The sequence below is a fragment of the Streptomyces sp. NPDC006923 genome, from assembly GCF_040635655.1.
Lineage (GTDB): Bacteria > Actinomycetota > Actinomycetes > Streptomycetales > Streptomycetaceae > Streptomyces.
In genome coordinates this window covers 346767-360393 of record NZ_JBEYIF010000003.1, presented here as the reverse complement: position 1 = coordinate 360393, position 13627 = coordinate 346767, and the positions used below count along the sequence as shown (strand labels likewise).

The window sequence follows — 13627 nt, the reverse complement described above, 5'->3', positions numbered from 1 at the left end:
GCCCCGCCCCGGGCACCGGCCGCTCCCCACGTCCCGAGGCGGTCAGGGTTTGCGGGCCACACCGGCGTAGCAGGCCGCTTCCTTGTTGGTGACGTTCTCGTTCTGGTCGTCGGGATCGGGACGCCACTGGTGCGAGGGCGTGATCCCGGGGTCGAGAAGCTCCCAGCCGTCGAAGAAGCGGGCTATCTCCGCGCGGGTGCGGGCCTGCCCCGGCGTGCCGGAGGCGCGGTACGCGGCGGTGAGCCGCGCGATGCCCTCCGGGTCGAAGTCGGGGGTGACATGGGCGATGGCGAGAGTGCTGCCCGAGGGCAGGGCGTCCTTGAGGTGCTCGACGATCTCGTGGGCGCCGTGTTCGTCGGTGACGAAGTGCAGCAGCGCGTTGAGGCTCAGCGCGATGGGCTGGCTGAAGTCGAGCGTCTCGCGTACCTCCGAGGCCGCCAGCAAGGCTTGGGGGGCGGTGACATCGGCGTGTACGTACGCCGTGCGCCCGGCGGGATGGCTGTGGAGGAGTGCGCGGGCGTGCGCCAGCACGATCGGGTCGTTGTCGGTGTAGACGACATGGGCGTCCGGGACTTCCCGCTGCGCCACCTCGTGCAGGTTCGGCGAGGTGGGGATGCCCGTCCCGATGTCGAGGAACTGGCGCATCCCGTCCCGGGCCAGATGGCGGACCGAGCGGTGCATGAAACGGCGGTTGATCCGGGCCGTGGCCAGGATGGACGGGAACGCGGCCATGGCGCGGCCCGCGGCCTCGCGGTCCGCGGGGAAGTTGGTCGTCCCGCCCAGGTAGTAGTCGTACATACGCGCCGAGTGCGCCCGGTCCAGCTCCAGATCCACCGTGCTGTCGTCCCCCACTTTGCGACCCCCGTCCTCATTGCCGGATGACAGCCTGTTGCTGCCCACCGCTCCGCACGCACAACCGTACGAGACGCGCCAACTGCCGTGACGGGCGGGCCTGATGGGGAAGAGGGGCGTGAATTGACGAAACGCGCCCCGCCCCGAGATTAAGTAATCATATGATGACCGTCCGCAAAAAAACCCTGAGAGTGCCCTGCACGACGAGGGCGCTCTTCCGGTTGGCTGACAGGTGAGAGGGCACGCCTCTCGCGCCGGCGCCCTCCGCCGTGGAGAGGCGCGGTGCCCAGAGAACGGAGCGTCCGTGCAAGCCGATCTGGAGACTCTGGCCGTCCGGTGCGCCGCCGAAGGGGGCTGCGTCTGATGGCCCGCGCCGTCAATGGCGGCCGGGGCGTCGACGACCGTGGCTTACAGCGTTTTCCCGACCGGCCCGAGCGGCGGCTGGCCTTGACTTTCGACGCCTTCGACGCACATCACCACACGCTCTGGCTGCGCTACGCGCACACCCAGGTGGGCAGCAGGGCCGCCGCCGAGGCAGTGGTGGACGCCCTGTGCGCCCGGCTGCTGGACGACTGGCCCCATGTCCTGGTCCAGGAATCGGTCCCCCAGTACGCCTGGGCGATTCTCAAGGAAGAGGTGGCCCGGTGGCTGGGGGAGCACGATCTCGAACCGGTCCTGGTCGACACCGCCGCGTTCCTCGCCGCGATCCGCAAGCTCCTCCTGTACGAGATGCGCGACCAATTCGCGGTTCTGCAGGGTGAGATCGGCCTCTACGCGGCCATCTCCCGGCTGCCCGAGCGGCAGTACGACGTCGTGGTGCTCCGCTATGTCCTGCGGATACCGGACGAAGTGGTCGCCGAGTACATGGGGATCGAGGTGGCCACCGTCCGCTCCCATGTACGCCACGCCAGACGACGTCTGGCCCGGGACCTGGACGTACGAGAAACCAAGACGGAAGAGTAGACGTGGGCCGCACCGACGAAACCGCCGCCGTCGAGGGGCTGCTGGACGACGCCGAAGTCCTCACCGACGAGTACGACTCCTACGACACCGAGGCCGCCCGCCGGCGCATCGCCGCCCGGCGTGCGGCCGACAGGACGAGCCGCCCGCCGGGCCCGGACGACGCGCCCCGTCGCTACCGCTCCGCCCATGAACAGGCCGCGCACGACCTCAGCCTCGCCGTCTCCCTGGTGGTCAACGCGCCGGAGGCGGCGGTCAGTCTGGCCCGCCTGGTCGACCACGACCGTATCGATCCCGAAGGCGCTGTCGTCTTCGGCGCCCTCCTGCATCTGACCGGCCACCGGGACGCGGCCCAGTTCTGGTGGCAGTTCGCGGCCGGCGGCGGCAACCGGACGGCGGCCTTCTGTCTCTTCCTGGCCCACCAGCAACGAGCCGAGTTCAGGGACGCCGCCTACTGGCGCACGCAGTCACGCCGTCTTCCCGGACCGGGACGGCCGCGGACTCCGGCCACACTGTCCTCGCTGCTGCCCGAGACGGTCGGACACGATCTCCTCAGCCAGTGCCGCCACGGTCACCACCCCACTCTCCCGGCGCCGCTGGAAGCGGTCATCAACCGTCTCCGCGTCGGCACGCCCGACGAGGACTTCGGCGAAGTCCCTCAGCCCGCCGTCGGCTTGACCGACGACCTCACCCGGGAGACCGGCGGCCGCCACAGCTAGCTGAGCCTTTTGTGGGGGGGGTGCCGGGGCCCGCGACCCCGGCACGGCGGGCGGCGGCCTCTCCCCTTATGCCCGCTCCGGCTGGCGGACGGGCCATGGCTGGGCATTGGATGGAACAAGCGCTTGATGTCACGGACCGCACGCCGCACGGCGTCCGGTGAACATCGCTGTGCGTCCGTCCATGGAGTCCGGCGAAGGGAGCCGCCATGTCTTCTGACCCCCCACCCTCCGACGAGGACCGCCACGACAACCGCCCGAGCTCCGCCGACCCCGGCAGGGCGGGCACCCGGGCCCCGGTCGCCGACCGTGGCGACGAGCGGATACGGACCCAGCTCTGGACGGCCTCGACCGGCCGCCCGCTCGCCGAACTGGCGGCGCTGATAAGCCTGCTGGAGCGGACAGGGCGGATTCCGGGCCCCGGGGACGAAGCGCCGCGTGCGGTTCCGGCGGCAGGGCGGCAGAACCGGGCTGCGGGACCGGTCGCCTGTCGTTCCGTGCTGCGGTGGCCGACGGCGGCTGCGCTCTGTGTGAGTGGCGTCATCCATCTGCCGACCGAATTCGGCGATCCGCTTTCCGGCCGCTCCGCCCACACGCTGGGCCTTGTCATCACCTTTCTCTGTCTGGCGCTCGGCGTCTGGCTGGCCGTCCAGGACACCTCCCTGGTCTGGGCGGGAAGCGCCACGACCGCCGTCTGGATCGTCACCGCCCACGCGCTGTCGGGCATCGGCGGGGTCGAGCTGCTGGAGAGCGGTCTGGGCGCCGCCTCCGCCTGGGCCAGAGCGGTGGCGGTGCTGTGTGCCGGAGTGGCCGCGGTCCTCGCGGGCTCGGCGCTGATACACCACCAGCGATCCGCCGGAACGGCCGGGAACGGCCGGAACGGGGCGCGGAAGTAGCACCGTCCGCGCCCGGGGCGGCGGTCACGGCGCCGGTGCCGCCCGGCTCGTACTGTGGCTCGCATGATCGTTCACAGTGGCGGGAACCGGCGCCCCGGCTATCTCGCGGCCGCCGGGGTGTTCGCCGTGGGCATGGCCGGCACCACCCTGCCCACGCCGCTGTACGGCCTCTACCGCGCGCAGCTCGGCTTCTCCGAACTGACGGTGACCCTGGTCTTCGCCGTCTACGCGGCCGGTGTGATCGCCTCGCTGCTGCTGGCGGGCGACGTCTCCGACGAGATCGGCCGGCGCCCGGTGCTGCTCTTCGCCCTGGGGCTGTCGTCGGCCAGCGCGCTGTGTTTTCTGTTCGAGGGCGGGCTGCCGCTGCTGTTCGTGGGCCGGCTGCTGTCCGGCTTCTCCGCGGGGCTGTTCAGCGGTACCGCCACGGCCACCGTGATGGAGCTGGCCGCACCGGGACACGAGGCACGGGCCGGATTCGCCGCCACCGCGGCGAACATGGGCGGCCTCGGCTGCGGCCCTCTGCTGTCCGGGCTGCTCGCCGAGTACGCGCCGTGGCCGCTGCGCCTGCCCTTTCTGGCGCATCTCGCACTGGTGGCCGTGGCCTGCGCGGTGACCTGGTCGCTGCCGGAGACCGTCGAGAACCGGAAGAGGCGGCCCGAGCTGGGCCCACGGGGGCTGGTGGTGCCGCCTCAGGTCCGGAGCGTGTTCGCGGCGTCGGCGCTCGCCGCGTTCGCCGGCTTCGCGCTGCTGGGGCTGTTCACCGCGGTGACGCCCGCGTTCCTGTCCCAGACCCTCCGGGAGGGCAATCTGGCCGTGTCGGGAACGATCGTCTTCTCCGTCTTCCTGGCCTCCACGACGGGGCAGTCGCTGATGGGACGCCTCGGCGTACGAAGGGCGCTGCCGGCCGGCTGTCTGGTGCTGGTGGCCGGTCTGGTGCTGGTGGGCGCCTCCCTCGCGGCGGAGTCGTTGGCGCTGCTGGTGGTGGGAGCGCTTGTCAGCGGTCTCGGCCAGGGGCTGTCCTTCCGCGCCGCCATGGCCGCCGTCAGCGGTGCGGCTCCGCCCGAACACCGGGGCGGCACGATCTCCGCCCTCTTCGTCGCCGCGTACATCGGCATCTCGCTGCCGGTCATCGGCGTCGGCGCGCTGACGCTCCTGGTGGGTCTGCGGGACGCCGGGCTGATCTTCACCGCCTGCGTGGCGGTGCTCACGGCGTGCGCCGGGGTGTACGTACTGCGCCGTCCCCCGGCGGAGAACTGACCGGCGCCGCTCAGGACTTCCGGGGGGACACCCCTTCCCCCGTCCGGTTCCTCTCCCGGCGGCCGGCGGCCACATCGGCGAGCGCGACCATCAGCGCCGCCACCGTGAACGCCACGGCCACGATCAGCCCGTGGTCGTACGCGGCGGACCACCCGTCGCCCGCCACCTGCGCGAAGAACACCGATCCGACGGCGGCGATACCGATCGCGGAGCCCACGCGCTGTCCGGTCTGGAGTGTGCCTCCCGCACTGCCCGCCATGGGCACCGGTACCCGCGACAGGGTCAGCGTCTGGTTCGGCGCGATGACAAGACCGCTGCCGAGACCGGCCACCAGGAGCGGCACGGCCATCGCCCAGCCCACACCGCGGCCCGGCACATGCTGCACCGCGAACGCGGTCATCACCAGACCGGCCGCCACCAGCGTCAGACCGACCGCGACCAGCGGCCGACCGAAGCGGCCGACCAGCCGACCGCCGACGCCCGCCGCGGCGGCCGCGCCCAGGGCGAAGGGGGTGATGGCCAGCCCGGCCTGGAGCGCGGTGTAGTGCAGGCCGCTCTGCAGATAGAGCGTGGTGATGAAGAAGATGGACGTGAACCCGGCGAAGTACAGCAGAATCAGCAGACAGCCCAGCCAGAACGAACGGACCCGGAACAGCGACAGGTTCAGCACCGGCTGGGTGCCCCCCTTCGTGCACCGGGACTCCCACTTCACAAAGCCGAACAGCACCACCGCGGCGAGCGGCACCAGCAGCCATTTCAGCCTGCCGTGCCACTGCTGCTCCTGGACGAAGGGCAGGAGCAGGGTCAGTACTCCGGCGCCGAGCAGCAGCACCCCGAAGGGATCGAGCTCACGTACGCGGACACGGCCGGCCGCCGGTGTGTCCGGCAGCAGCCGCCGAGCCAGGGCCAGGCAGACGATGCCCAGCGGGAGATTGACATAGAACACCCACCGCCATCCCTCCCGCTCACCGGCCACCTGGATCAACAGACCGCCCAGGAGCGGGCCGACGGCGGTCGAGATACCGACCACCGTGCCGAACATGCCGAAGGCCCGGCCCCGCTCACTTCCGGAGAACATCTGCTGGATCAGCGCGGAGATCTGGGGCGTCACCACTCCCCCGGCGAGGCCCTGGACCAGTCTGGAGATCACCAGCCAGGTGCTGGACTGGGCGGCGCCGCAGGCGGCGGACGCCAGTGTGAAGAGAGCCAGCCCCACCATGAACACCACGCGCCGGCCACGGGCGTCACCCAGCCGTCCGGCGGGGATCAGGAAGAGTCCGTAGGCGAGGGCGTAACCGGACAGCACCCACTGAAGATCCGAGGTCGGAGTGTGCAGGCCCTCCCGGATGGAGGGCAGCGCGACATTGACGATGGAGATGTCCAGCAGTGTCATGAATCCGGCCACCAGGCATACCGCCAGTGCCTTCCAGCGCCGCGGGTCCGGCGCCGCTTCTCCGCCGTCCCCGGCCCGCCCGGGACCGTCCGGCCGGCCCGCCCGGCCGGGCTCCGGTTCACTCGCGGACTGCGGAGCCATCGGAATGTCCTCTCGGTGCCCGGTCCTGACCTCGGCGGCGGCCGGTGGATCGGACCCTAGTGGGCGCGCACCGGTCCCTCATCCGGAGCGCGCCGACCGGCGTAAGGATCCGCGCCGGAAGCCGGCCGGGCGTAAGCATCCGCGCCGGAAGCCGGCGGCCCGGCGCCGGGGCCGGAACGCGGCGCGCCCCGGGCAGGGGCCCGCGCGGGGAGGACGCGCGGACCCGTGTCCCGGGGCCCGGATGTGCCGTGGTGGTCCCGTCCCCGACGTGACCCGGCACCACCACCCGTCACCTCGGACCGGACGTCACCTCACTCGGAGGTCAGACCGCCGGAGTCACTTGACGTTGATCGCGGTCCAGGCCGCGCCCACCGCCTTGTACTCGGCACTGGTGGTGCCGTACAGGGCGCCGGCGGCGCTCAGCGTCGCGGTACGCGCCTTCGCGTAGTTGGTGTTGGACGTCATGTAGGTGGTGAGCGCCTTGTACCAGATCTTCTGGGCCTTGTCCCGGCCGATTCCGGTGACCTTGGAACCGTCCGACGTGGGGCTGTTGTAGCTCACGCCGTTGATGGTCTTCGCGCCGCTGCCCTCGGACAGCAGGTAGAAGAAGTGGTTAGCGGGGCCCGAGGAGTAGTGGACGTCGAGGTTGCCCAGGGTGGACGACCAGTAGTCCTTCGACGCGCCGTCCTTGCTCGGCTTGTCCTGGTAGCGCAGCGGCGTCCCGTCGCCGTTGATGTCGATCTCCTCGCCGATGAGGTAGTCGCCCGGGTCGCTCGCGGTGTTGGAGTAGAACTCGACCGAGGTGGCGAAGATGTCGGAGGTCGCCTCGTTGAGACCGCCGGACTCGCCACTGTAGGTCAGGTTGGCGGTGGCGGAGGTGACACCGTGGCTCATCTCGTGCGCGGCCACGTCCAGCGAGGTCAGCGGGTTGGCGTTGCCCGAGCCGTCGCCGTACGTCATGCAGAAGCAACTGTCGTCCCAGAACGCGTTCACATAGCTGTTGCCGTAGTGGACGCGCGAGTAGGACGCGACACCGTTGTTCTTGATGCCGTTGCGGCCCAGCACGTTCTTGTAGAAGTCCCAGGTCTCCGCGGCGCCGTAGTGCGCGTCGACACCGGCGCTCTGCCGGCCGCCGCCCCAGACGTCGTCCGCGTCGGTGAAGAGCGTGCCGGTGCCCGAGGTGCGCTGGTTCAGGTCGTACGTCTTGTGGTTGCCGCGACCGGCGTCGGTGAGGTTGTACGTGCTGCCGCTCTTGGTGGTGCCGAGCGTCACCGTGCCGTTGTAGTCACCGGTGCCGGTGCCGGTCTCGATGGCCTCCTCCGAGAACAGCTCCTTGCCGGTGGCCGCGTCGGTGACGACATGCAGCTCACTGGGGGTGCCGTCGGCCTGGACGCCCTTGACGACGGTCTCCCAGGCCAGCACGGGCTTGCCGGAGGCCGCCCAGATCACCTTGCGGGGCGCGGTGCCGGCCTCGGCCTTTGCGGTCTTCTCCGCCGAAGCCGCCTTCAGCGCGGTGGCCTTCGCGGTGGCCGAGGGGACGGCGGCGTCGGTGGTCGCCACGGCTATTCGGGCCGTGGTCGACTCGGTGAGGCTGCGAGCCCCCGACGGGGCCTCGTGGACGACCAGGTCGCCGCCGAGGACGGGCAGACCGGCGTAGGTCCGCTCGTAGCGGGTGTGTACGGTGCCGTCCGCGTCCTTGATGACGTCCCGGACGACGAGCTTCTCCTGTGTGCCGAGCCCCAGGGCCCTGGCCTCGCTCGTGGTGTCCGCCTGGGCGGACTTGATGGCCTCGACGCGCTGGCTCGGGGTGAGCGCGACGGCGGTGGCGCCGCTCTCCCGGGCCGGGTCGGGCTGAGCGCTGGCCGAGCCGGTCTGGACACCGACGACCACCATCGCGGCGGAGGCGACAAGCGCCGCGACACGGACGGTCTTCTTGCGGGGGGTGGAAGCTACGAGTCTCACTCAGTCTCCAAGAGAGTCGGGCCACCGGTGAGCGGCCCTGTGTGGGGAAGCGGCTGCCCGGGGTGGGACTGCCGCCCTTTGGTGCTGAGTTGTGCGCGTGCCACAAGCAGACTCACCGCGAGGTCTACGCGCGGTGAGCCGTCCAGAGAGTGACATCGATCGGTCTTGTTAGAACAGATCAGAAACCAGAATTTGACCTTGTGTTGCCAGTTGAGTACGGCATTCAGTCATCAAACGGTCGTAGTCGTACGGCCCTCGGGGCGGACGGGGGCCCAGCAGCCGCACATCCAGGGCGAGTTGGGCCAGCAGCGGGGGAAGATCCGATCAATGCGGATCTCCGCCTGGCTCCAGCGGGGATCCGGAGCGGCATCACCGGAGGCGGCCCGAACCAGCCATACGTCGACGGGGCCGCGTACGGACCGGACGTGGGGCGACCTCTCGAATAGTTCGGCGCCAGTACTTGACGACCCCAAACCTCCGATGTTCACTGCGTGTTGCGCACATGTCACCACGCTGCTTCGTGGATCACCGGTCCTGACCGGTGATCCACACTGTCGCGTCCTCGCACCCCCCTCGCCGCCCGTGGGAGTGACCCTCGATGAGACCCGCCCGACTGCTCGTCCTCGCCCTCGCCGCCATCTGTCTGATGAGCGGCCTCGCCGGTACGCCGGCCTCCGCCTCCCCCACCGACGCCGCCTTCAACTCCACCACCGGCGCGCTGAACGTGGACTACGGGAACTACCTCTCCAAGCACGACATCGTCTACAACCGGCCGAACACCAACCCCGAGCACGGCCTGACCGTCGGCAACGGCCGCATGGGCGCGATGGCATGGCAGAACAACGGTCTGTCCATGCAGGTGTCCGGGGTGGACACCTCGCAGCAGACCGCGTTCGGCGCCGGGATGCTCAATCTGGCCACCACTCCGGCGATGGACAGTGGATACTCCACGTTCCAGCAGCGCCTCTCGCTGTACGACGGGACGCTCACCACCAAGTACGACAACAACCGGACCGTCACGGTGATGGGCTCACCGAATTCCGAGGTCATGGGTGTCCATGTCGAGGACACGCGCGGCGGGGTGTCCAGCATCGCGCTGGACCTGAGCCTGTGGGACGTCGGCTCGCTGGGAAACAGCGGTGATGTACCGAACCTCGACACCTGGAAGACGGTGTCGACCTATGCGGACGCCGGCGGCGCCGGCCTCAGCCGCGGCCAGGCCGACCCGCAGAACTTCGGCTACACACTCGCGGCGACCGTGGAGGGCGCCCCGTACACCGCGCAGGTCATCGACGGCCGCAAGGTGCGGCTGACGATCACGCCGTCCTCCAGTTACACCATCTGGTTCACCGCCAGCAGCCGGCTGAACGCGCCCGGCCACAACTCCGTCACACAGGCGAAGAACGCGCTGAACTCGGTGAAGAGCACGGGATACACGAACACCCTGAACAACTTCCGCAACTGGTGGCACGCGTTCTGGGAGAAGTCGTTCGTGCAGTACTCCAACGGGTCCGGTGAAGCGGACTACATGGAGAACATCTACTACCTCAGCACCTACATGATCGCCGCCGGCGGGTACGGCAACTATCCCTTCCACTTCATCAATGGCGCCTTCCGGGCCACCGGTGACTCGACGAAGTGGAGCAACTCGTACTGGTACTGGAACCAACGGGACGTCTACAACTCGTTCCTGGCGTCCAACCACACCGATCTGCTGGCCGGATTCAACCGGCTGTACAGCCGGAACTTCGACACACTGAAGGCATACACCCGGACCAGATACAACGTGGACGGCATCTGGGTCCCGGAGACCATGGGCTGGGACGGCAACGCCCGCGGCACGGTCAACAGCGAGTACACGCAGGACATCTGGTCGACCGGCGCCGAAGCCGCGTACAACATGTACCTGCAGTACAAGTACACCAACGACACCAACTACCTGCGCACCACCGCGTATCCGTTCATGCGCGAGGTCGCCAAGTTCTACCAGGCCAAACTGTCCCGGAACAGCTCCACGGGCCAGTACTACGTCGCCTCGTCCAACTCGCACGAGACGTACTGGGACGTACCCAACGCCATCACCGATCTGGCCGCCGTACGGAATCTGTTCCCGCTGGCCATCCAGGTGGGGCAGCAGCTCGGCCTCGACGCCGACCTCCGTCCGCAGTGGCAGGGGATCCTGGACAACCTGATCCCGTACCCGTCCGACGCGAACACATATCTGCCGCACACGCCTCCGATCGCGCAGACACGCAACAACGAGAACGTCGCCGCCGAGCTCATCTGGCCCTACGACGTGACCGGCATCGGATACCCCGATCAGCAGAAGGCCATCAACACCTGGAACAGCCGGCCGTTCCCGTACGGGAACGTGTGGGCGAACGACGCCGTGCAGGCGGCCAGGCTCGGCCTGGGAGACCAGACCTTCCAGGGCATGAAGACCATGCTGCGCCAGTACCAGAACTATCCGAACGGCCTGACGGCCAACACCAACGGCGTCTTCGAGTATCTCGGTGTGCATCTGTCGGCGATGAACGAGTCGCTGCTCCAGTCGTACAACGACAAGATCCGGGTGTTCCCCGCCGTGCCCTCGGACTCCTCGTTCGTCGGCAAGTTCAGCCTGCTGGCCAAGGGCGGCTTCACGGTCAGCTCGGAGCGTGAGGCGGGCGAGGTCAAGTACGTGGGGCTGAAGAGCCTGTACGGGAACAGCACCCGGATCGTGAATCCGTGGGGAACCCAGCAGGTCCGTGTCCGCCGGGTCTCCGACAACGCGACGGTCCTGACCACCAGCGCCGCCGAGTTCTCCCTCAGCACCGCCGCCAACACGGTGTACGTGGTGGAACGCACCGCCAAGCCGCTCACCTCGTACAGCTCGACCCGGCTGACGGGGACCGCCAACCGGGACGCGAAGTCGCTGGCGGGCACCAACTCCACGCTCGGCCTCGGCTCGACGCCGAACCCCATGGTCAACAACACCTCGGTGACCTACGACAGCAACTGGCACCTCACGACCGGCCGGGGCTACGGCGACTACAACGACGACACCCATCACAGCACCACGGTGGGCGCCACCGCCCAGTACACCTTCACGGGTACCGGGGTCCAGTACCTCTCCGAACGCAATGGGGACATGGGGACGGTCGACGTCTATCTGGACAATGTCCTCCAGGCCACCGTGAACCTGAGAATCACCGGCGCGCGGCAGGCACAACAGGTCGTCTGGGAGAAATCGGGGCTCAGCCGGGGTTCGCACACGATCAGGATCGTCAACCGCTCCACCTCGGTCGGCATGATCGACGCCTTCCGTATCGCTCCATGACGCGCTGAACGGCACGCGGGCGCTCTGCGTGTGCGGGCGCTCCGAACGGCACGCGGCGGTGGGCCCCGGCAGGGATGCCGGGACCCACCGCCGTCATCCGTTCAGTCGCGGGTGCGGCGGCGGTGGCTGGTGTCGCACCAGGGATAGCGGCGGCTGCGCCCGCACGCGCACAGCGCGACGCAGAAACGGTCGGAGGTGACGGTGGTGCCGTCCTCCAGGGTGATCTCGACCGGTCCTTCCACCAGCGTGGGACCGTCCCGCTGGACGGTGACGCGCCGGGGCTCACGAGGTGCGCCGGGCACGGACGACCACCAGCTCTTCCTTGTTCTGGCCCTCTTCCACCAGGCCCTGGGAGCGCAGCCAGCTCCACCGTCCGCGCAGGACGGGGCCGAACGCCACCTGGCGCCGCTCGATGACAGCGGCGTGCAGCCCGGCCGCCCGCAGCCGCAGGAGGGTGGGGTCCTCCGCGCAGAGCGCGGAGTGGACGATCAGCAGGACGCCACCGGGGCGGAGCAGCGGGGGCGCCTCCTGGCAGATACGGTCCAGCAGCAGCCGGCCGTCGTTCCCGGCGTCCCAGGCGCGGGCGGCGCGGTGGCCCGGCCAGGCACCGGAGGGCGCGGGCACATAGGGCGGGTTGGCCAGGATGACATCGAAGCTGCGCCCCGCGACGGGAGCCAGCAGATTTCCGCGCAGCACCCGGACCGGCAGGCGGGCCAGCCGGGCGTTCAGCCGGGCGCTGAGCACGCACCGCCAGGAGATGTCGACGGCCGTCACCACGGCGCCTCGCCGGGCGGCGGCCAGGGCGAGCGCTCCGGTACCGGTGCCGACATCAAGGGTCTCCGCCCGCGGGGGAAGCGCCTCAGCTCGCAGCGCTTCAGCCAGCAGGGCCGTGTCGTCTTGCGGGGCGTAAACGCCCGGCAGGGCTATGAGAGTCACAGGGGCCTCAAGCCCGAATGTACCGGGATGATCGGTAATTCTCGCGCCGAGCGGACGACGGAGCCGGATCAGACGGCTACCCGCAGTGAGGTTTCCCCGGCTCGCCAGCGCGCGAGGAGGTGCTCTCCCAGGCGGTCCTCCAGGTGGCCGGTGGCGTCGACACCGAACGCGATGTCTGCCGCCAGATGGGGTTCCTCCTCCAGCAGGCCGCCGATGACCTCGCGGCGTACGACCTGTTCGTGCACGGCGTCCGCCTCGACATGCTCGGTGTAGAAGAACTCCGCCGCGGGGCCCGCCCCGGTGTTCTTCATGGCGAGCGCGAGGCGGCGGGACCCGGGCGAGGAGGTGACCTCGACGGCGGCGAAGTGGCCCACCAGCGCTCCGCGCAGGCTTCGGTGCAGTCCCAGCAGGGACATGAGATTGACCGTGGCGAGCATCTGCGCGCATCCGGCGTCGAGGTAGCGGCCGTACGAGGTGTCCAGCTCCAGGTCGGACATCAGGTCGGCGAACAGCCGCGCGTGTACGCGCTCCGCCCGGCCGCCGCCGTACTCGTCGAACTCGACGGCCGCCATCCCGGCCTTGGCCCTGCCCCACAGGCGCGGCAGCACCCAGGCGTGCGGATCGGCCTCTTTCAGGTGGTAGAGCGACCGCTGGGCCGCGTATTCACGCACCTGCCAGAGCTTTCCCTCCTCCTGGAGGAAATGGGAGACGCCCGTCCCGTGCACCGGTTCCACCAGCAGCTCCGCCAGCGCCGCCGCGGGGTCGTCGTGGCGGGTGGCGTCGGCGCGCAGCGCATCGAGGAACCGTCGCTCCAGGGCGGCGCGCAGCCGCAGCAGCTCCGGGTCCCACTCGTGGGCGGTGTCGACGCCCGCGAACCCCCGGTAGTGGAGTTCGTAGCAGACGTAGAGGGCGAGCTGAAGATCGTCCCCATAGGGATCGGCGCGGCGCACCGCCGCTTCACCGGGCAGCGCCGCGCCGTCGCGCAGCCGGCCGGTCACCGCCGCCGAGAGTCCCCCGCGGTCACCCGGCAGCACAGGTCCTCGCTGGTCAATGGCCATGCAGGAGATGTACCCGGAGAGCGCAGCCCCGCAACGGCCCACGGCGTCAGGAAGGGAAAAGCGGCCTGGTTACTCATGCGTAACCCATGGCGAGCCGGTGACATCGGCGACTGTCTCGCGGTTCCGGCGCCGTGACA

At 69.7% G+C, this 13627-nt stretch carries 11 protein-coding genes; 5 read left to right on the top strand and 6 right to left on the bottom strand.

The window, feature by feature from the left end:
• Nucleotides 1–42: 42 nt before the first annotated feature.
• Nucleotides 43–852, bottom strand: coding sequence for an SAM-dependent methyltransferase (locus ABZ707_RS07535; protein WP_360169321.1), 810 nt, complete (start codon nt 850–852; stop codon nt 43–45).
• Between the two features lie 363 nt (nt 853–1215).
• Between ABZ707_RS07535 and ABZ707_RS07530 the strand changes: the two genes are divergently transcribed.
• The 4 genes from ABZ707_RS07530 (at nt 1216) to ABZ707_RS07515 (ending at nt 4681) form a co-directional block, all read left to right on the top strand.
• The gene (locus tag ABZ707_RS07530; RefSeq protein WP_360169318.1) at nt 1216–1815 is read left to right on the top strand and encodes a sigma factor-like helix-turn-helix DNA-binding protein; all 600 of its coding nucleotides are present in this window, start codon (nt 1216–1218) and stop codon (nt 1813–1815) included.
• A gap of 2 nt (nt 1816–1817) precedes the next feature.
• Complete coding sequence (locus ABZ707_RS07525; protein WP_360169315.1) at nt 1818–2531, top strand: hypothetical protein; 714 nt, start codon at nt 1818–1820, stop codon at nt 2529–2531.
• Nucleotides 2532–2737: 206 nt separating this feature from the next.
• Nucleotides 2738–3424, top strand: a complete 687-nt coding sequence (locus ABZ707_RS07520) for a hypothetical protein (RefSeq protein ID WP_360169312.1) — start codon at nt 2738–2740, stop codon at nt 3422–3424.
• 63 nt (nt 3425–3487) lie between these two features.
• A complete protein-coding gene (locus tag ABZ707_RS07515; protein ID WP_360169309.1) occupies nt 3488–4681 on the top strand; it encodes an MFS transporter in 1194 nt (397 codons plus the stop codon).
• 10 nt (nt 4682–4691) lie between these two features.
• Here the strand turns inward: ABZ707_RS07515 and ABZ707_RS07510 are convergent, their stop codons facing one another.
• Both ABZ707_RS07510 and ABZ707_RS07505 read right to left on the bottom strand, forming a co-directional pair.
• Nucleotides 4692–6215, bottom strand: a complete 1524-nt coding sequence (locus ABZ707_RS07510) for an MFS transporter (protein WP_360169306.1) — start codon at nt 6213–6215, stop codon at nt 4692–4694.
• A 336-nt stretch (nt 6216–6551) separates the two neighbouring features.
• Nucleotides 6552–8177: a M4 family metallopeptidase gene (locus tag ABZ707_RS07505; protein WP_360169303.1), complete on the bottom strand. Its 1626-nt coding sequence runs from the start codon at nt 8175–8177 to the stop codon at nt 6552–6554.
• 598 nt (nt 8178–8775) lie between these two features.
• Between ABZ707_RS07505 and ABZ707_RS07500 the strand changes: the two genes are divergently transcribed.
• Complete coding sequence (locus ABZ707_RS07500) at nt 8776–11496, top strand: carbohydrate-binding protein (protein WP_360169300.1); 2721 nt, start codon at nt 8776–8778, stop codon at nt 11494–11496.
• 101 nt (nt 11497–11597) lie between these two features.
• On the opposite strand, the gene ABZ707_RS07495 is transcribed toward ABZ707_RS07500, so the two are convergent.
• The 3 genes from ABZ707_RS07495 to ABZ707_RS07485 all read right to left on the bottom strand — a co-directional run bounded on the left by ABZ707_RS07495 (nt 11598) and on the right by ABZ707_RS07485 (nt 13490).
• Nucleotides 11598–11798: a CDGSH iron-sulfur domain-containing protein gene (locus ABZ707_RS07495; RefSeq protein ID WP_360169297.1), complete on the bottom strand. Its 201-nt coding sequence runs from the start codon at nt 11796–11798 to the stop codon at nt 11598–11600.
• Nucleotides 11779–12432, bottom strand: coding sequence for a HemK2/MTQ2 family protein methyltransferase (locus tag ABZ707_RS07490; RefSeq protein WP_360169294.1), 654 nt, complete (start codon nt 12430–12432; stop codon nt 11779–11781). The genes ABZ707_RS07495 and ABZ707_RS07490 overlap by 20 nt, the downstream gene beginning before the upstream one ends.
• Nucleotides 12433–12500: 68 nt before the next feature.
• On the bottom strand, nt 12501–13490 hold the full coding sequence (locus tag ABZ707_RS07485) for an iron-containing redox enzyme family protein (RefSeq protein ID WP_360169291.1): 990 nt from the start codon (nt 13488–13490) through the stop codon (nt 12501–12503).
• Nucleotides 13491–13627 lie beyond the last annotated feature (137 nt).

Excerpts from the sequence above, each read along its gene's own strand:
- ABZ707_RS07485 (WP_360169291.1), bottom strand. The coding sequence starts at position 13,490 with ATGGCCATTGACCAGCGAGGACCTGTGCTGCCGGGTGACCGCGGGGGA.
- ABZ707_RS07515 (WP_360169309.1), top strand. The coding sequence starts at position 3,488 with ATGATCGTTCACAGTGGCGGGAACCGGCGCCCCGGCTATCTCGCGGCC.
- ABZ707_RS07500 (WP_360169300.1), top strand. The coding sequence starts at position 8,776 with ATGAGACCCGCCCGACTGCTCGTCCTCGCCCTCGCCGCCATCTGTCTG.
- ABZ707_RS07520 (WP_360169312.1), top strand. The coding sequence starts at position 2,738 with ATGTCTTCTGACCCCCCACCCTCCGACGAGGACCGCCACGACAACCGC.
- ABZ707_RS07530 (WP_360169318.1), top strand. The coding sequence starts at position 1,216 with ATGGCCCGCGCCGTCAATGGCGGCCGGGGCGTCGACGACCGTGGCTTA.
- ABZ707_RS07510 (WP_360169306.1), bottom strand. The coding sequence starts at position 6,215 with ATGGCTCCGCAGTCCGCGAGTGAACCGGAGCCCGGCCGGGCGGGCCGG.